This window comes from Aquincola agrisoli, assembly GCF_036621135.1.
In the GTDB taxonomy this organism is placed as follows: Bacteria; Pseudomonadota; Gammaproteobacteria; order Burkholderiales; family Burkholderiaceae_C; genus Aquincola; species Aquincola agrisoli.
Genome location: NZ_JAZIBG010000056.1, coordinates 98,784 through 115,673 on the forward strand (window position 1 = coordinate 98,784; position 16,890 = coordinate 115,673).

13 protein-coding genes are annotated in these 16,890 nt (G+C 66.3%); 3 read left to right on the forward strand and 10 right to left on the reverse strand.

What is annotated here, in order from left to right; translation table 11 throughout:
- Window positions 1-8: 8 nt before the first annotated feature.
- The 4 genes from V4F39_RS25605 to V4F39_RS25620 all read right to left on the reverse strand — a co-directional run bounded on the left by V4F39_RS25605 (window position 9) and on the right by V4F39_RS25620 (window position 5,582).
- The gene (locus V4F39_RS25605; protein WP_332293074.1) at window positions 9-1,844 is read right to left on the reverse strand and encodes an acyl-CoA dehydrogenase; all 1,836 of its coding nucleotides are present in this window, start codon (window positions 1,842-1,844) and stop codon (window positions 9-11) included.
- Between the two features lie 48 nt (window positions 1,845-1,892).
- Window positions 1,893-3,068 carry an acetyl-CoA C-acyltransferase gene (locus V4F39_RS25610; protein ID WP_332293075.1) on the reverse strand — a complete coding sequence of 392 codons (1,176 nt, stop codon included), beginning with the start codon at window positions 3,066-3,068 and terminating at the stop codon, window positions 1,893-1,895.
- A gap of 19 nt (window positions 3,069-3,087) precedes the next feature.
- Entirely contained in the window at window positions 3,088-5,184 is a 2,097-nt protein-coding gene (locus V4F39_RS25615) for a 3-hydroxyacyl-CoA dehydrogenase NAD-binding domain-containing protein (protein WP_332293076.1), read from the reverse strand.
- Window positions 5,185-5,330: 146 nt separating this feature from the next.
- Window positions 5,331-5,582: a DUF1272 domain-containing protein gene (locus V4F39_RS25620; RefSeq protein WP_332293077.1), complete on the reverse strand. Its 252-nt coding sequence runs from the start codon at window positions 5,580-5,582 to the stop codon at window positions 5,331-5,333.
- A 264-nt stretch (window positions 5,583-5,846) separates the two neighbouring features.
- On the opposite strand from V4F39_RS25620, the gene V4F39_RS25625 reads away from it, so the two are divergent.
- Both V4F39_RS25625 and V4F39_RS25630 read left to right on the forward strand, forming a co-directional pair.
- Window positions 5,847-7,343 (forward strand): glycoside hydrolase family 9 protein, encoded by a 1,497-nt coding sequence (locus V4F39_RS25625; protein ID WP_332293078.1) that lies wholly within the window; start codon window positions 5,847-5,849, stop codon window positions 7,341-7,343.
- 100 nt (window positions 7,344-7,443) lie between these two features.
- Entirely contained in the window at window positions 7,444-8,547 is a 1,104-nt protein-coding gene (locus tag V4F39_RS25630) for an acyltransferase family protein (RefSeq protein ID WP_332293079.1), read from the forward strand.
- Window positions 8,548-8,585: 38 nt separating this feature from the next.
- On the opposite strand, the gene V4F39_RS25635 is transcribed toward V4F39_RS25630, so the two are convergent.
- The 6 genes from V4F39_RS25635 to V4F39_RS25660 all read right to left on the reverse strand — a co-directional run bounded on the left by V4F39_RS25635 (window position 8,586) and on the right by V4F39_RS25660 (window position 15,462).
- Window positions 8,586-9,290, reverse strand: coding sequence for an ABC transporter ATP-binding protein (locus tag V4F39_RS25635; protein WP_332293080.1), 705 nt, complete (start codon window positions 9,288-9,290; stop codon window positions 8,586-8,588).
- On the reverse strand, window positions 9,284-10,081 hold the full coding sequence (locus V4F39_RS25640) for an ABC transporter ATP-binding protein (RefSeq protein WP_332293081.1): 798 nt from the start codon (window positions 10,079-10,081) through the stop codon (window positions 9,284-9,286). Before V4F39_RS25640 ends, V4F39_RS25635 begins: the two co-directional genes overlap by 7 nt.
- Entirely contained in the window at window positions 10,078-11,343 is a 1,266-nt protein-coding gene (locus tag V4F39_RS25645; protein ID WP_332293082.1) for a branched-chain amino acid ABC transporter permease, read from the reverse strand. The genes V4F39_RS25640 and V4F39_RS25645 overlap by 4 nt, the downstream gene beginning before the upstream one ends.
- Before the next feature lie 30 nt (window positions 11,344-11,373).
- The gene (locus V4F39_RS25650) at window positions 11,374-12,390 is read right to left on the reverse strand and encodes a branched-chain amino acid ABC transporter permease (RefSeq protein WP_332293083.1); all 1,017 of its coding nucleotides are present in this window, start codon (window positions 12,388-12,390) and stop codon (window positions 11,374-11,376) included.
- Window positions 12,391-12,450: 60 nt separating this feature from the next.
- Window positions 12,451-13,722 carry a branched-chain amino acid ABC transporter substrate-binding protein gene (locus V4F39_RS25655; RefSeq protein WP_332293084.1) on the reverse strand — a complete coding sequence of 424 codons (1,272 nt, stop codon included), beginning with the start codon at window positions 13,720-13,722 and terminating at the stop codon, window positions 12,451-12,453.
- Window positions 13,723-13,815: 93 nt separating this feature from the next.
- Window positions 13,816-15,462, reverse strand: a complete 1,647-nt coding sequence (locus V4F39_RS25660; protein ID WP_332293085.1) for a 3-(methylthio)propionyl-CoA ligase — start codon at window positions 15,460-15,462, stop codon at window positions 13,816-13,818.
- Window positions 15,463-15,648: 186 nt separating this feature from the next.
- Between V4F39_RS25660 and V4F39_RS25665 the strand changes: the two genes are divergently transcribed.
- Window positions 15,649-16,863: an MFS transporter gene (locus V4F39_RS25665; RefSeq protein WP_332293086.1), complete on the forward strand. Its 1,215-nt coding sequence runs from the start codon at window positions 15,649-15,651 to the stop codon at window positions 16,861-16,863.
- Window positions 16,864-16,890: the final 27 nt, after the last annotated feature.

Below are 16,890 nucleotides of genomic sequence, written 5' to 3' on the forward strand. Positions count from 1 at the left end.
CAGCCCGCTCAGAACCACTCGTCGCGCATGTCGCGCGCGAGCGTGTTGCGGGCGGCGACCGGCCGGAGCCAGGCGTCGATCTTGGGCAGCTCGTGGTCGAAGAAGTAACGCATGGCCGAGAGTGTGCCTTGCCGCCGGGGCTCCGGGAGCGGCACCGCGGCGCAGGCCGCCAGCGCCACATCGAGCCACAGCCAGGCCAGCACCAGGTGGCCGAAGGCCTGCAGGTACGGCGTGGCGTTGGCCAGCGCATCTTCCGGCACGCCGGTGGCCCAGGCCGACTTGGTGGCCGCGCCCACGCGCTGCAGCGCAGCGGCCAGCGTGTTGCCGTATTCCGCCAGACCCTCGACATGGCCGGCACGCTGCGCGGTCTCGCTCACCTTGGCGGCGAGCAGCTTCAGGCCCGCACCGCCGTCCATCACGACCTTGCGGCCCAGCAGGTCGAGCGCCTGGATGCCGTGCGTGCCCTCGTGGATCATGTTCAGGCGGTTGTCGCGCCAGTGCTGCTCCACCGGGAAGTCGCGTGTGTAGCCGTAGCCGCCGTGCACCTGTATGGCGAGGCTGTTGGCCTCGAGGCACCATTCGCTGGGCCAGCTCTTGGCGATGGGCGTCAGCACCTCCAGCAGCAACCGCGCTTCCTCCGCCGCCTCGGGCGTGCCGGTGTGCTGCTCGTCGACCAGCCGCGCGCAGTACACCGCCAGCGCCACGCCGCCTTCGGCATACGCCTTCTGCGCGAGCAGCATGCGCTTGATGTCGGCATGCGCGATCAGCGGCACCGGCGGCGTGGCGGGATCCTTGCCCGCCGGGCCCACCGGGCGGCCCTGCGTGCGGTGGCGGGCATAGTCCAGGCTGGCCTCGAACCCCGCGCAGCCCAGCATCACCGCACCCCAGCCCACGCCGATGCGCGCCTCGTTCATCATGTGGAACATGCAGCGCAGGCCCTGCCCCGGCGCGCCGACGCGGTAGCCGATGGCGCCCGCGGCGCCCTGCGGCAGGTGCCAGCCCTCGCCGAAGTTGAGCAGCGTGTTGGTGGTGCCGCGGTAACCGAGCTTGTGGTTGAGGCCGGCCAGCGCCACGTCGTTGCGCTCGCCGGTCAGGCGGCCTTCTGCATCGACCAGCCGCTTCGGCACGATGAACAGCGAGATGCCGCGTGTGCCCGGCGGCAGCCTGCCGTCGGGCCCCGGGATCTTGGCCAGCACCAGGTGCACGATGTTCTCGGTGATCTCGTGCTCGCCGGCCGAGATCCACATCTTGTTGCCGGTGAGCCGGTAGCGCGGGCCGAGCGGGTCAGCCTCGAAGGCATCGCCGTCGGGCACGGCACGCGTGGTGATGTCGCTCAGGCTGGAGCCGGCCTGCGGCTCCGACAGGCACATGGTGCCGAACCAGCGCCCGGCGAACTCGTTCTTCGCGAACACCTCGCGCTGCCGCGGCGTGCCGTGGGCCATCAGCAGGTTGGCGTTCGCCGAGGTGAGCATGCCGTAGGCACTGATCGCGATGCTGGCCTGCTTGAAGAAGCCGTTGGCCGCGAGTTGCACGGTGAACGGCAGCTGCATGCCGCCCACCTCGTACGGCTGCGCCGCGGCGAGCAGGCCGCTGGCCGCGTAGGCCCGCGCGGCCTCGTGCGTGGCCTGCGGCAGGTGGACGCGCTCGCCGTCGAAATGCGGCTCTTCGGTGTCGGCCAGGCGGTTGAAGGGCGCGAACTTGTCGCGCGCCAGGCGCTCGCAGGTGTCGAGCACCGAGGTGACGGTGTCCTGCGAATGGTCGGCGAAGCGCTCGCGGCTGAAGAGCTCATCGAGCCGCAGCCAGTGCTGCAGCAGGAAGTCGAGCGTGGCGCGGTACTGCTTCATCGTTGTCCTTGGTCGTCGGCCGGGCCGGCAGCCGTGCCCCTGGGGCGGTCACAGCACTTCGAACACGCCGGCGGCGCCCATGCCGCCGCCGATGCACATCGTGACGACGACACGCTTCGCGCCGCGGCGCTTGCCCTCGATCAACGCATGGCCGGTGAGCCGCTGGCCGCTGACGCCGTAGGGGTGGCCGAGCGCGATCGCGCCGCCGTTCACGTTGAGCCGGTCCATCGGGATGCCCAGGGTGTCGGCGCAGTACAGCACCTGCACAGCGAAGGCTTCGTTCAACTCCCACAGGTCGATGTCGGCCACCGTGAGGCCCAGGCGCTTCAGCACCTTGGGCACGGCGTACACCGGGCCGATGCCCATCTCGTCGGGCTCGCAGCCGGCCACCGCGAAGCCGAGGAAGCGGCCCAGCGGCTTCAGGCCCTTGCGCTCGGCGTAGCGCTCGTCCACCACCACGCAGGCGCCCGCGCCGTCGCTGAACTGGCTGGCGTTGCCGGCGGTGACGACGCCGCCCGGCAGCGCGGGGCGGATGCCCTTCACCGCCTCGTACGTGGTGCCGGGGCGGATGCCCTCGTCGGCGCTCACCGTCACCTGCTTCGTGCGCAGGCCCAGCGCCGGATCGGCGATGCCGGCGGTCACGGTGATGGGGGCGATCTCGTCGGTGAACCTGCCGGCCTCCTGGGCCGCGGCGGCCTTCTGCTGGCTGGCCGCGCCGTACTCGTCCATGCGCTGCCGGGCGATGCCGTAGCGCTTGGCCACCGTCTCGGCGGTCTCCAGCATGCTCATGTAGATGGCGGGCTTGTGCTCCACCAGCCAGCTTTCGCGCAGCATGTGCCTGTTCATCTCCTGCTGCACGCAGGAGATGCTCTCGACGCCGCCAGCGACGAACACGTCGCCCTCGCCCGCAACGACGCGCTGCGACGCCATCGCGATGGTCTGCAGCCCGCTGGAGCAGAAGCGGTTGACGGTGGCGCCCGCCACCGTGAGCGGCAGCCCGGCGCGCAGCGCGATCTGCCGCGCGATGTTGGCGCCGGTGGCGCCCTCGGGGTTGGCACAGCCCATCAGCACGTCTTCGATGGCGCCGGGGTCGATGCCCGCGCGCTGCACGGCGGCGGCCACCGCATGGCCGCCGAGCGTGGCGCCGTGGGTCATGTTGAAAGCGCCCTTCCAGCTCTTGGCGAGCGGGGTGCGGGCGGTGGAGACGATCAGTGCGGAAGTCATGTTCGAGGTCTCCCTGGCTTTAGTTGAAGCGCTTGCCTTCGTCAGCGAGCTTGGCCAGCAGCGGCGCGGGCTGCCAGAACGCGGCATCGTCGTGCGGGTTCTTCGCGAAGCGCTTCATCGCCTGCACCACGTTGTACAGGCCCTGCTCGTCGGCGTAGTTCATCGGCCCGCCGCGCCACAGCGGGAAGCCGTAGCCGGTGAGGTAGACCATGTCGATGTCGCTCGCCTTGCTGGCGATGCCTTCCTCCAGGATCTTCGCCGCCTCGTTGACGAGCGAGTAGACGAGCCGGTGCACGATCTCGTCGTCGCTGATCTTGCGCGGCGTGATGCCGAGTTCGGCGCGGTGCTTCTCGATCATCTCGACCACGGCCGCCGACGGGATCGCGTCGCGCTTGCCCGGCAGGTAGTCGTACCAGCCCGCGCCGGTCTTCTGGCCGTAGCGGCCCATCTCGCACAGCAGGTCGGCCGTCTTGCTGTAGCGCATGTTCGGCTTCTCGACGTAGCGGCGCTTGCGGATGGCCCAGCCGATGTCGTTGCCCGCCAGGTCGCCCATGCGGAACGGGCCCATGGCAAAGCCGAACTTCTCGATCGCCTTGTCCACCTGCTGCGGCGTGGCGCCCTCTTCCAGCAGGAAGCCGGCCTGGCGGCTGTACTGCTCGATCATGCGGTTGCCGATGAAGCCGTCGCACACGCCCGAGACCACGGCGGTCTTCCTGATCTTCTTGGCCACGGCCATCACGGTGGCCAGCACGTCCTTGCCGGTCTTCGCGCCGCGCACCACCTCGAGCAGCTTCATCACGTTGGCCGGGCTGAAGAAGTGCATGCCGACCACGTCCTGCGGGCGCTTCGTGAAGGCCGCGATCCTGTCGACGTCGAGCGTGGAGGTGTTGCTGGCGAGGATCGCGCCGGGCTTCATCACCTCGTCGAGCGCCTTGAACACACCTTCCTTGACGCCAAGGTCCTCGAACACCGCCTCGATCACCAGGTCGGCGTTCTTGATGTCGTCGTAGCTCAGCGTGGTGCTCAGCAGCGCCATGCGCTGGTCGAGCTTGTCCTGCTGCAGCTTGCCCTTCTTGACCTGCGCCTCGTAGTTCTTGCGGACGGTGGCGATGCCGCGGTCGAGCGCTTCCTGCTTCGTCTCGAGGATCGTGACCGGGATGCCCGCGTTCAGGAAGTTCATCGCGATGCCGCCGCCCATGGTGCCGGCGCCGATGACCGCCACGCGCTCGATCTTGCGCTGCGGCGTGTCCTCAGGCACGTCGGGGATCTTGCTGGCCGCGCGCTCGGCGAAGAAGGCATGGCGCAGCGCCCGGCTCTCGGGCGTGAACATCAGCGCGGTGAACGCCCCGCGCTCGTAGGCCAGGCCGGCGTCGAAGCTCGGCGCCTTCACGGCCTGCTCCACACAATCGACGCAGCGCGCCGGCGCGGGGAAGTGCTTCGCCATCGCCTTGACGGTGTTGCGCGCGAACTGGAAGTAGGCGTCGGCCTCCGGGTGCACAGCCTTCAGCTGCCGCACCGAAGGCAGCGGGCGCCGCGCCGCCACCTCGTTGGCGAACGCGATGGCGCCTTCGAGCAGATCGCCGTCGATCAGCCGGTCGAACAGCTTCTGGCCCGGCAGCGCGGCCAGCACCTCGCTCTTCACCGGATCGCCCTTGACGATCATGTTCAGCGCCATTTCCACGCCCAGCACGCGCGGCAGCCGCTGCGTGCCGCCGGCGCCCGGCAGCAGGCCGAGCTTCACCTCGGGCAGCGCGATCGAAGCACCCGGCGCGGCCACGCGGTAGTGGCAGCCCAGCGCCAGCTCGAGCCCGCCGCCCATGCACACGGTGTGGATGGCCGCCACCACGGGCTTGCCGCTGGCTTCCACCGTCTTGATGAGGCTCAGCAGGTTGGGCTCGGCCAGCGCCTTGGGCGTGCCGAACTCGCGGATGTCCGCGCCGCCCGAGAAGGCCTTGCCGGCGCCGGCGAGCACGATGGCCTGCACCGCCGCGTCATCGTTGGCGCGCGCCACGCCCTCGGCCACGGCCTTGCGCGTCGCGTAGCCCAGGCCGTTGACCGGCGGGTTGTTCAGCGTGATCACGGCGACCGCGCCGCGCACCTCGTAGCTGGCTGTCATTCGATGTCTCCTCGGAGCCCAGAAAGGAAAAGAACGATCGTTCGATTCTAGGGAGGGAGGCGGGCAGTTCCTTGTCGCTGTCGGGACAAACGGCGGGGCGGGACAAACCCGCGTAGACAAACCAGGCGTTGCGCGGCCGGCGTCTTCTAAGCGGCAGGCTCCGCGCAGCCCGCAGGCTTCAGCACGAGCTCGGTCGACGCCGGGAATCTCTCTAGCTTGCCCGCCGGCCGCCGCGGCCGAGCCACCAGTTCGCCGCCGCAGTTCGGGCACGCGCCTTTCAGCACCCGTTCGGCACAGTGGCTGCAGAACGTGCACTCGAAAGAGCAGATGCGGGCGTCGGTGGACGCGGCCGGCAGATCCTTGCCGCAGCATTCGCAGTTGGGGCGGAGTTGGAGCATTCGGGTCCCTTGGTTGATTGGAGCGGCGCATCTATCAAGGTGCATGCACCGCGTCGGCAAATGCTACCCCTCCGTCGGCATCGAGAGCCGAAAACACTTCCAGCCAATTCATGCGGAATAACACCGAAACCGAAGCTCGTTTCGACATGAAACAAATTTAGAGCATATTCGTCGGTTAAAACGGTTCGCCGCATTGAACGCGGCAGTTTCCTGGCTCAGTATTCGTCAGATTCAGTACTGCGTAGATCACAAATAAATTCCATGATGAATAAATCTGCAGTAATTTTTCTCGCGCTTGGATGCAGCTTATCTCACAGCCAAACTCCACCAGTAAGCAAATACATCAAGGTGGACAACTTCGGCTACATGCCGTCGCACAAAAAATTTGCGATTCTCGCCGACCCAATTGCTGGGTTCAATTCGACTGAATGGTATGCAGCAGCAACTGGATTTCAAGAATACCAACTTCGAAGAAAATCAGATAATGCGGGCGTCTGGTGGGGTACTGTCGCTCAATGGAAAGGAGGAATGACCCACGCTGCATCAGGTGACGCAGGCTGGCAACTTGATTTCTCTTCGTTTGTTACACCGGGCACCTATTATATTTACGATGCCGTACATAACGTTCGATCAGAATATTTTGACATCAAGGCAGACGTCTATCAAGCAGCATTGACGCAAGCAACCAGAGCTCTGTACTACCAACGGTTAGGCATCGCCCATGCAGCACCGTATGCGACAGCCCCATGGACAGATCTTCCCGCATACCTGGGCTCAAACCAAGATGTAGGCGCACGAAACATTCTCACGCCGACTCTGGCGTCCAGCGCACGGGACTTGAGGGGAGGCTGGATGGATGCTGGAGACACCAACAAATACACCACCTTTGTAGCAGACGTGATAGTCCAATTGCTAAGCGCCTACACCAAAAATCCTGCTGCGTTCACAGATTCGACCGGCATTCCGGAATCAGGCAACGGCGTCCCAGACATCCTTGACGAAATCAAATGGGAGCTTGATTTCTTGATCCGCATGCAGGATCCCTCTACCGGAGGAATGCTATTGAAAGTAGGGCATAACAGTTACGTTGGCGATGTCACGCCGCTGAGCACGGACGCCAGGCCAAGATACTATGTAGGCGAATGCACCTCTTCCACAATCGCAGGCGCACTTATATTCTCTGCTGCAGCAAGGGTTTTCAGCAAAATTCCATTCTATGGCACCTATCATCAGGATCTCGCCGACCGTGCAAAATGGGCATGGGCGCGCGTCAATTGGCAAACAAGCGGTTTTAGTGCAGGCTTCCAGGAAAACTGTGACAACACAACGGTGAAAGCGGGCGACGCGGATTTATCAGCCGATGAACAGCGAGGGCTCGCCGTGGCCGCATCAGTATATTTATATGACAATGCGTACCGGCTGGGCGACTTTACCAACGCAAGTGCATACAAATCATTCTTCGAAACGAACTATACCAATGCCTTGCCGCTGAAAAATGACTGGTGGGGTGCAATGTGGATCGAACAGCAAATCGCCCTGCTGGACTATACCAAACTTCCTTCAACCACCAGTGGAGTGCCCGTCAATTCCGCTGTTGTTGCATCAATACTTGCAAGCAAGCAAAACATGGATTGGGTCATGTCGATTCAGGACTACGTCGACGCCACCGATCTTTACAAGGCACACATCATAGATGATCTTTATATATGGTCGCACAATAAATGGCGCGCCAATATGGCGATAGCAAACATGAAGCCTTAATTTTTGATACCTTGGGAGGTCCACACCTCCCAGGCCGCATAGCGGCGATAAATGGCCATGCAGGACAAAAATCGCTCATTGAGCGCAAGAGAGGAACTATATGGGGCCTTCCGACGTCGCGCCACCGAAGAATAAGATGCTTATAAGCCTGCAAGGCCTGCGAGGAGCCGCAGCACTTCTTGTAGTTATTGACCATTCCCTCGCCACGTTGGCGGAGAAGGCCGGGCAACGCGTAGACTTAAGTGTGGCCTTCTTTATTGGAGGACTAGGCGTATGCGTCTTTTTTACGATCAGTGGCTTTGTCATGGTGGTCAACCACCATCAAGACTTCCAACGCCAGAAGGTCGTTAGTTTTGTTTTAAAGCGAGTCGGCCGGGTCATACCCCTGTATTACATAACGACTTGCATATATGCACTCAAACTTACGCTGCAAGGCAGCCCCCCCGATCTGCAATCGCTCTTCTTATCTGTGCTTTTCATACCGCACCCATCATCTGGCAGCGAATATGGGCAACCAGTTTACGGCTTGGGATGGACGCTGCAATACGAGATGTTTTTTTACGCCATCTTTGCGCTATCATTATTCCTTAGCCTTGGCAAAGGAATAACAATAACAATATTGACTTTCACCTCTCTGGTAGTCGCAAATCATCTAGGCATTCTTAACAACTTTGCGGAGATAAATTATCTTTCCCAGCCGATAGTCTTGTATTTCGTAGCGGGCGTGGTGCTTGGTTTTCTTAAAGTAGGAAATTGGAGACTTCTGAGAGCAAGACATCTGTCACCGACTTCGCTTTTTACCTTCGCAACGGGGCTTGCAGTTTGTGCGATCTGGCTTTTCTCAACGACAAAATCGAACGCTTACGCACCAATTTTTTGTATCAGCGCTTGCGCTATATGCATGCTGACATCGGAAAGACCAAGCACCGGACTCACAGCATCTCTGATGATGCTCATCGGCAACGCGACTTACTCGATCTATCTCACCCACAGCTTCGTGGTAGGGCCCGCCGGACGACTCGCTGCGAAATTTCCCGGCAAGATGTCGGCAGTTCTCTTCTGCGCCCTGACGGTCCTCATTTGCAGCGCACTGGGTGTTTTTGTACACCGATTTGTAGAGAAACCGTTACTGCACGCTTGGAGTCGGGCTACCGCGCCCCTACTGAAACGGATTTATGGCCGTCGAGCGGAAATCCCAGCTTAGACAGGACGAGGTAGCACCAAACGCCGAAGCGCGCTGCGTCAAACCTCCAGCCACTCCCGGCGCACGTACGGGTCCGCCCGCAGAGCCACCGGCGTGCCCTCGAACACCACCTGGCCATGCCCCATCACGAGGCAGCGCTGCGACACCTCCAGCGCGATGGTGAGCTTCTGCTCCACCAGCAGCACCGACACACCGCGCCGCTCCAGCGCGCGCAGGTAGTCGGCCACCTGGTCGACGATCTTGGGCGCCAGGCCCTCGGTGGGCTCGTCGATCATGATCAGGTCGGGGTCGCCCATCAGCGTGCGGCAGAGGGTGAGCATCTGCTGCTCGCCGCCCGACAGCACGCCGGCCTCGGTGTGCTGGCGCTCCTTCAGCCGAGGGAACAGCGCATACATGTCGTCGAAGCCCCAGCGCGGCGGGCGCGCACCGCCGCCGCCACGCTTCTGGCCGAGCATCAGGTTCTGGTGCACGGTCAGCCGGGGGAAGATGTCGCGGTTCTCCGGCACGTAGCCGATGCCGCGGTGCGCGATCTCGAAGGCCTTGCGGCCCAGCAGCTCCTCGTCGTGCCAGCGCACGGAGCCGGTGGCCTCCACCAGCCCCATCACGGCCTTGACCGTGGTGGACCGGCCCGAGCCGTTGCGCCCCAGCAGGCTCACGATCTCGCCACGCCCGATCTCGAAGTCCACGCCATGCAGCACATGGCTCTTGCCGTAGAACGCATGCAGCCCCGACACCTTCAGCATGGCCCGGCCTCCGTGGCCTGCGGCTGCGGGTCGGCCAGCATCGAGCCGAGGTAGGCCTCCTGGACGCGCCGGTCGGCGCGCACGGCCTCCGGCGTGTCGAAGGCGATGATCTCGCCGTACACCAGCACCGCGATCTTGTCGGCCAGGCCGAACACCACGCCCATGTCGTGCTCCACCATCAGCAGCGTCTTGCCCACGGTCACCTCGCGGATCAGCTCGACGAAGCGCCGCGTCTCGCTCTTGCTCATGCCGGCGGTGGGTTCGTCGAGCAGCACCACGTCGGCGCCGCCGGCCAGCGTGATGCCGATCTCCAGCGCGCGCTGCTCGGCGTAGGTCAGGTTCATCGCCAGCGCGTCGCGCTTCCTGTGCAGGTGCAGCATCGCCATCACCTGCTCGGCACGTTCGTTGGCATCGCGCAGGCGCGACAGGCGCTTCCAGAACGCATAGCGGTGGCCCTGCTGCCACAGCACCGCGCAGCGCAGGTTCTCGAAAACCGAGAGCCGGTTGAACAGGTTGCTCACCTGGAAGCTGCGCGCCAGCCCCCTGCGGTTGATCTCGTAGGGCTGCAGGCCGTGGATGCGCCGGCCGTTCAGCAGGATCTCGCCGCCGCTCGGCGCGAAGCGGCCGCTGATGAGGTTGAACAGCGTCGACTTGCCCGCGCCGTTGGGGCCGATGATCGCCACGCGCTCGCCGGGCCGCACCGCCAAGCTGGCGCCGCGGATGATCTCGGTCTTGCCGAAGGACTTGCGCAGGCCGGCGAGTTGCAGCACCGGCGGGATGTCGGGGATCATGCCGAATCCTCCCGGCGGCTCAGTTCGCGCTCGATCGCCGCCTGCGCCTCGCCCCACTGCTGGACGAACTGCCGTCGCACCAGCTCGAACAGCGCCATGCCCACCGCCATGACCAGCACGGCGCCGAACCAGCTGTCGACGTGCCGGATGTCCAGCGTCGCGCCCAGGTAGCGCACCGTGGGGCCGAGCGCCGCGTCGAGCTGCAGGTGGTAGACCATCTCCACCAGCGCGCCCGCGCCGGCCAGCGCCGCCATCGCCGCCGCGCCGAGCGCGAGGTAGGCCGTCCACAGCGCCCGCAGGCGGCCGAAGGCGGCCAGGCGCAGGTTCATCAGCAGCAGGCTGGCGATGCCGCCGGGCGCATACATCACCATGAAGAGGAACAGCAGGCCGAGGTACAGCAGCCAGGCCTTGGTGAACTCCGACAGCAGCACGGTGGCCAGCACCATCAGCACTGCGCCAACGATGGGGCCGAAGAAGATCGTCGCACCGCCCACGAAGGTGAACAGCAGGTATGCGCCCGACCGCGCAGCACCCACCACCTCGGCCGTCGCGATCTCGAAGTTGAGCGCGTACATGCCGCCCGACACGCCGGCGAAGAAGCCCGCGATGACGAAGGCGATGTAGCGCACGCGCTGCGGGTCGTAGCCGACGAAGGCCACACGCTCCGCGTTGTCGCGCACGGCGTTGAGCATGCGCCCCAGCGGCGTGCGCGTGAAGGCGAACATCGCCGCGGTGCACACGAAGGTGTAGGCCGCCAGCAGGTAGTACACCTGCAGCTGCGGCCCGAAGCTGATGCCCCACACCGGCTTGCCCACGACGCGGTTGCCGGAGACGCCGGCCTCGCCGCCGAAGAACTCGGGCACCATCAGCGACATCGCGAACACCAGCTCCGCCAGGCCGAGCGTGATCATCGCGAACGGCGTGCCGGATTTGCGGGTGGTCACGTAGCCCAGCAGCACCGCGAACCCCATGCCGGCCACGCCGCCCACCAGCGGCAGCAGGCTCACAGGAATGGGCAGCGCGCCGGCGCTCATCGCGTTGAGCGCGTGGATGGCGACGTAGGCGCCCAGCCCGGTGTAGACCGCGTGGCCGAAGCTCAGCATGCCGCCCTGGCCCAGCAGCATGTTGTACGACAGGCAGGCCACGATCGCGATGCCGATCTGCGAGAGCATCGTCACTGCCAGGCTGCTTGAGAACAGCAGCGGCGCGGCCAGCAGCACGAGGGCGAAGCCGCCCCACACCGCCCAGCGGCCGACGTTCATCGGCCGGAAATGAAACTGCCGCCGCACCCCTCACCCCTCCCGCGTGCCGAGCAGGCCCTTGGGCCTGAAGATCAGGATCAGCACCAGGAAGAGGTACGGCAGGATCGGCGCCACCTGGGAGATGGTCAGCCGCAGCAGCGAATGCGACGCCGCCTGCGCCCCCGGCTGCAAGCCGAGCAGGCGCAGGAGGTCGAGCACCGAGTAGTCGAGAGCCACCGCGAAGGTCTGCACCACGCCGATCAGCAGCGACGCCACGAACGCGCCGGCCAGCGAGCCCAGCCCGCCGACCACCACGACGACGAAGATCACCGATCCCACCGTGGCGGCCATCGCCGGCTCGGTGATGAAGGTGCTGCCGCCGATCACCCCCGCCAGCCCCGCCAGTGCCGAGCCGGCGCCGAACACCAGCATGAAGACCCGCGGCACGTTGTGGCCCAGCGCCTCGACCATCTCCGGATGGGTGAGCGCGCTCTGGATCACCAGGCCGACCCGCGTGCGCGTGAGCAGCAGCCACAGCGCGAGCAGCATCGCCAGCGCGACCACCATCATGAAGCCCCGCGTGGCCGGGAACGGCGAGCACGCCGCGGCACGGCACACCGCCTCGGACGCCGCGCCCCACACCACGTGCAGTCCGTCGGCCGGCGAATCGACCAGCGTGAACGCGGGGCCCTGCAGTACCGCCGGCGGGCTCAGCTCCACCGCCGTGCGGCCCCAGACGAGCTGCACCAGCTCCAGGATCACGTACGAGAGGCCGAAGGTCGTCAGCAGCTCGGGCACATGGCCGAACTTGTGCACCTTGCGCAGGCAGGTCCGCTCGAAGAGGGCCCCCAGCGCGCCGACGGCCAGCGGGGCGATCACCAGCCCGGGCCAGAAGCCCACCCACCGCGCGATCGAGTAGGCGACGTAGGCCCCCAGCATGTAGAAGCTCGCGTGGGCGAAGTTCAGCACGCCCATCATGCTGAAGATCAGCGTGAGCCCGGAGCTGAGCATGAACAGCAGCAGCCCGTAGCTCAGCCCGTTGAGCATCGAGATCGTGAACAGTTCCATAGGCGGCAAGTGTCGGCGCAGTTCGGCATCGCCCGGCACGCCGCCCGGGCCTCGGCGGCCTCAGGGCCGCGCCATCTGGCAGCTGGTGGGCGTGCTCGACACGAAGGGCGCGAACTCAGCCACCGGCGCCAGCGTCATGCCGGTCTTCTCGGGGCTGTAGGCGTACTTCGCATCGGCCTTCTGCCACACGGCGATGTAGAGCGACTGCTGCAGCTGGTGGTCGGCCTTGCGCATCTCGACCTCGCCGCCGAAGGCGCTCTGCAGCTTGAGCCCCTCCATCGCCGCGGCCACCTTCACCGGGTCGGTGCTGCGCGCCTTGGCCATCGCGGCACCCAGCATCTCGTAGATGCGGATGACCGAGCCGGTGTAGAAGTCGTCGTTGAACCGGGCCTGGAACTCCTTCATCCAGGCATCCATCTGGCCGCCCATGTTGTAGTGCATGTAGCCGACCTGGTAGACCCGCCCCGCGCCGCTGCCGCCCAGCGCGGTGGGCGTGCCGGTGACGCCCGCGTAGTAGGTGTAGAACTTGCCGTTGTAGCCCGCCTCGCCGGCGGCCTTGACGAGCAGCGACAGGTCGGAGCCCCAGTTGCCGGTGATCACGCTGTCGGCGCCGGAGGCCTTGATCTTGGCCACGTAGGGCGCGAAGTCGCGCACCTGCGCCAGCGGGTGCAGGTCTTCGCCGACGATCTGGATGTCGGGCCGCTTGCGCTGCAGGTTCTCCTTCGCGTACTTGGCGACCTGGTGGCCGTGCGAGTAGTTCTGGTTCAGCAGGTACACCTTCTTGATGTCGGCCTGGCCCTTCATGAAGGTGGTCAGCGCCTCGATCTTCATCGAGGTGTCGGCATCGAAGCGGAAGTGCCAGTAGCTGCACTTGCTGTTGGTCAGGTCGGGGTCGACGGCGGCATCGTTGAGGTAGACGATCTCCTTGCCCGGGTTGCGCTCGTTGTGCTTGTTGATCGCGTCGATCAAGGGAATGGCCACCGACGAGCCGTTGCCCTGCACCACGTAGCGGATGCCCTGGTCGATCGCGGCCTTGAGGTGGTTGAGGCTCTCGGTGGGGCTCAGCTTGTTGTCCATGCCGATCACCTCGAACTTCACGCCCGCCGGGTTCGTGGCGCTGAACTTCTCCGCGAAGAACTGCAGGCTCTTGAGCTGGTTGTTGCCCACGGGCCCCATCAGGCCGGACAGCGGGTCGATCCACATCAGCCGGACGGTCTGCCCGGCCAGCGGCTTGGCCTGGGCCCAGGCGGCGCCTGCGCAGGCCGACGCGAGCGCCGCGCCGAAGCAGAGGGAAAAGGCACGACGCGACGTGCCGTTCGATCCGAGCTTCATCCCGATGTCTCCTTGCCGTGCGGCGCGCCGGGCGGCGCGGCTCGCGTGCAAGTTATCGGATGCGCCGGCGGCTCGTTAGAGGGTGTTCCCGCGTCAGGTCGGCAGCTTGTGGTCCTTGAACTGCTCGCGCAGCTTGAGCTTCTGCAGCTTGCCGGTGGCGGTGTGCGGCAGCTCGTCGACGAAGGCCACGTCGTCGGGGATCTGCCACTTGGCGATGCGGCCCCCGAAGAAGGCGAGCAGTTCCTCGCGCGTGACTTCAGCGCCGGGCTTCTTCACCACCACCAGCAGCGGGCGCTCGTCCCACTTGGGATGGGCGCAGGCGATCACCGCCGCCTCGTGCACCGCCGGGTGCGCCACCGCGATGTTCTCCAGGTCGATCGAGCTGATCCATTCGCCGCCCGACTTGATCACGTCCTTGCTGCGGTCGGTGATCTGCATGTAGCCGTCCGCGTCGATCGAGGCGACGTCGCCAGTGGGGAACCACAGCCCGTCTCGCCCCGGCACCTCGATCAGCGGCGACGCCTCGGTCTGGAAGTAGTGGTCGATCACCCAATGGCCGCGCACCACCAGGTTGCCGGCGCTCCTGCCGTCCCAGGGCAGCGGCCGGCGTTCGTCGTCGACGATCTCCATGTCGACGCCGCAGATGCCCTTGCCCTGCTTTTCGAGGATGCGGCGGCGTGACACGGCATCGAGCACGTCGTGCTTGCTCTTCAACTTGGCCAGCGTGCCCAGCGGCGACATCTCCGTCATGCCCCAGGCGTGGATGACCTCGACGCCGTAGTCGTCCTCCAGCGTGCGCAGCATCGCCGGCGGGCAGGCCGAGCCGCCGATGACGGTGCGCTTGAAGGTGCTGAACTTCAGGCCGTTCTGCTGCATGTAGGTGAGCAGGCCCAGCCACACGGTGGGCACGCCGGCGCTGAAGGTGACCTTCTCCTGCTCGAACAGCTCGAACAGCGATTTGCCGTCGAGGTGCGGGCCGGGCATCACGACCTTGCAGCCCACCAGCGCGGTGGCATAAGGCAGCCCCCAGGCATTGACGTGGAACATCGGCACCACCGGCAGCACGACGTCGCGCGCCGAGCAGGCCATCGCATCGGGCAGCGCCGCCCCGTAGGCGTGCAGCACCGTGGACCGGTGGCTGTAGACGGCGCCCTTGGGATGCCCGGTGGTGCCGGACGTGTAGCAGATGCTGCTGGCGGTGTTCTCGTCGAACGACGGCCAGGCGTAGTCGCCGGTCTCCGCCTCGACGAGTTCCTCGTAGCACAGCAGCCCGGGCAGGGACGTGCTCGCCGGCATGTGCGAGCGGCCTGCGAGCAGCACGAAGTGCTCCACCTTGCCGAGCTGCGGGGCGAGCTTCTCGACCAGCGGCAGGAAGTTCAAGTCGAAGCACAGCACCCGGTCGGCCGCGTCGTTGGCGATCCAGGCCACCTGCTCGGGAAAGAGCCGGGGGTTGATGGTGTGGCACACGAGCTGCGAGCCGGAGGTGCCGTAGTACAGCTCCAGGTGCCGGTACCCGTTCCAGGCCAGCGTGCCCACGCGGTCGCCGGGCTGGCAGCCGAGCCGCGCCAGCGCCTGCGCTACCTTGCGGGCCCGGACGGCCACCTCGGCCCAGGTGGTGCGGTGGAGGTCGCCCTCGACACGCTTGGAGACGATCTCGGTGTCGCCCGAGTGGCGCGCGGCATGCGTCAGCAGCGACGAAATCAGCAGGGGGACCTGCATCATCTGGCCCATGAGGGTCATGGCGTGTTCCTCTCGTCCTGTCGGACCGTGCACGGTGGCGGAAGCGGGAATGATAGAAAGCGCGCAACGCGCAGGAAGCCGGCGGTTTACCCTGATACGCCGGACGGCCTTGCCCCCGGGCCCCCTGCCGCGGACAGCGCGGCGGCTGATACTGCCACCCCGCCATTCCGGCCCGCGCCGCGTCCCATGACCTCGTCCTCCACCTCGCCCCGGGCTGCGGCGCCCGCCTACCTCGGCACGCCGGTGCTGCTGCTGATGGCCATGGCCACCGGCCTGTGCGCCGGCAGCAACTACTTCAACCAGCCGCTGCTGCACTCGATCGCACTCGGCCTGGGTACCACCGATGCCGCTGCGGCGCTCACCGTCACCTTGTCGCAGGTGGCTTATGCCTGCGGGCTCTTCCTGCTCGTGCCGCTGGCCGACAAGCTCGAACGCCGCGGCCTCGCCGTCGGGCTGATGCTGCTGGCCGCGCTGGGGCTCTTCCTCAGCGGCTACGCGCAGCACATCGGCATGCTCGTGGCCGGCACCATGATCACCGGGCTCTTCTCGGTGGCGGCGCAGACCCTGGTGCCGATGGCGGCCACGCTGTCCGACCCGCAGCGCAGCGGCCGCGCCGTGGGGCTCGTGATGAGCGGCCTGCTCACCGGCATCCTCGTGGCGCGCAGCGTGGCCGGCCTGCTGTCCGCGGTCGGCAGCTGGCACACGGTGTACCGCGCGGCGGGCGCACTGATGGTGGGCGTCGCCGCCGTGCTGTGGTGGGCGCTGCCCGCGTCGCGCAACCCGGTGCCGATGGGCTCCGGCCGGCTGCTGCGCTCCCTCGGCGGCCTGGCGCTGCGGCACCCGCGGCTGCGCAGCCGCTCGCTCATCGGCGCCCTGGCCTTCGCGTCGGTGAGCGTGCTGTTCTCGACGATGGCCCTGCTGCTGTCCGGCCCCGGCCACCGCATGACCGACGTGGGCATCGGACTGGTGGGCCTCGTGGGCGTAGCCGGCGCGCTGACGGCCACGGTGGCGGGCCGGCTCGCCGACCGCGGTTGGGGGCAGTGGACCACGGCCGGCTCGGTGCTGTTGCTGGTGCTGAGCTGGGCGGCCTTGTGGCTGGGCATCGCCAGCCTCGGCTGGTTCCTGCTCGGCGTGCTGCTGATCGACATCGCGCTGCCGGGCGTGCACATCAGCAACCAGAACGTGATCTACCGCCTGGAGCTGCAGGCGCGCTCGCGCATCAACGCGGTCTACATGACCAGCTACTTCGCCGGTGCCGCAGCGGGCTCCGCGCTCGGCGCGCTGGTGTGGCGCACGGCCGGCTGGCCGGGCGCCTGCCTGCTCGGCGCGCTGCTGGCGGTGCTGTGCGGGCTGGCGCTGCTGCACGACCGGCGGCTGGCCCGCCACGATGCCGCGCAATAACGCTGTCGCCGGTGCGGACAGGCGCGG

Excerpts from the sequence above, each read along its gene's own strand:
- V4F39_RS25650 (WP_332293083.1), bottom strand. The coding sequence starts at position 12,390 with ATGGAACTGTTCACGATCTCGATGCTCAACGGGCTGAGCTACGGGCTG.
- V4F39_RS25625 (WP_332293078.1), top strand. The coding sequence starts at position 5,847 with ATGAATAAATCTGCAGTAATTTTTCTCGCGCTTGGATGCAGCTTATCT.
- V4F39_RS25655 (WP_332293084.1), bottom strand. The coding sequence starts at position 13,722 with ATGAAGCTCGGATCGAACGGCACGTCGCGTCGTGCCTTTTCCCTCTGC.
- V4F39_RS25605 (WP_332293074.1), bottom strand. The coding sequence starts at position 1,844 with ATGAAGCAGTACCGCGCCACGCTCGACTTCCTGCTGCAGCACTGGCTG.
- V4F39_RS25620 (WP_332293077.1), bottom strand. The coding sequence starts at position 5,582 with ATGCTCCAACTCCGCCCCAACTGCGAATGCTGCGGCAAGGATCTGCCG.
- V4F39_RS25640 (WP_332293081.1), bottom strand. The coding sequence starts at position 10,081 with ATGATCCCCGACATCCCGCCGGTGCTGCAACTCGCCGGCCTGCGCAAG.
- V4F39_RS25665 (WP_332293086.1), top strand. The coding sequence starts at position 15,649 with ATGACCTCGTCCTCCACCTCGCCCCGGGCTGCGGCGCCCGCCTACCTC.
- V4F39_RS25660 (WP_332293085.1), bottom strand. The coding sequence starts at position 15,462 with ATGACCCTCATGGGCCAGATGATGCAGGTCCCCCTGCTGATTTCGTCG.
- V4F39_RS25610 (WP_332293075.1), bottom strand. The coding sequence starts at position 3,068 with ATGACTTCCGCACTGATCGTCTCCACCGCCCGCACCCCGCTCGCCAAG.
- V4F39_RS25645 (WP_332293082.1), bottom strand. The coding sequence starts at position 11,343 with ATGAACGTCGGCCGCTGGGCGGTGTGGGGCGGCTTCGCCCTCGTGCTG.
- V4F39_RS25635 (WP_332293080.1), bottom strand. The coding sequence starts at position 9,290 with ATGCTGAAGGTGTCGGGGCTGCATGCGTTCTACGGCAAGAGCCATGTG.
- V4F39_RS25615 (WP_332293076.1), bottom strand. The coding sequence starts at position 5,184 with ATGACAGCCAGCTACGAGGTGCGCGGCGCGGTCGCCGTGATCACGCTG.
- V4F39_RS25630 (WP_332293079.1), top strand. The coding sequence starts at position 7,444 with ATGGGGCCTTCCGACGTCGCGCCACCGAAGAATAAGATGCTTATAAGC.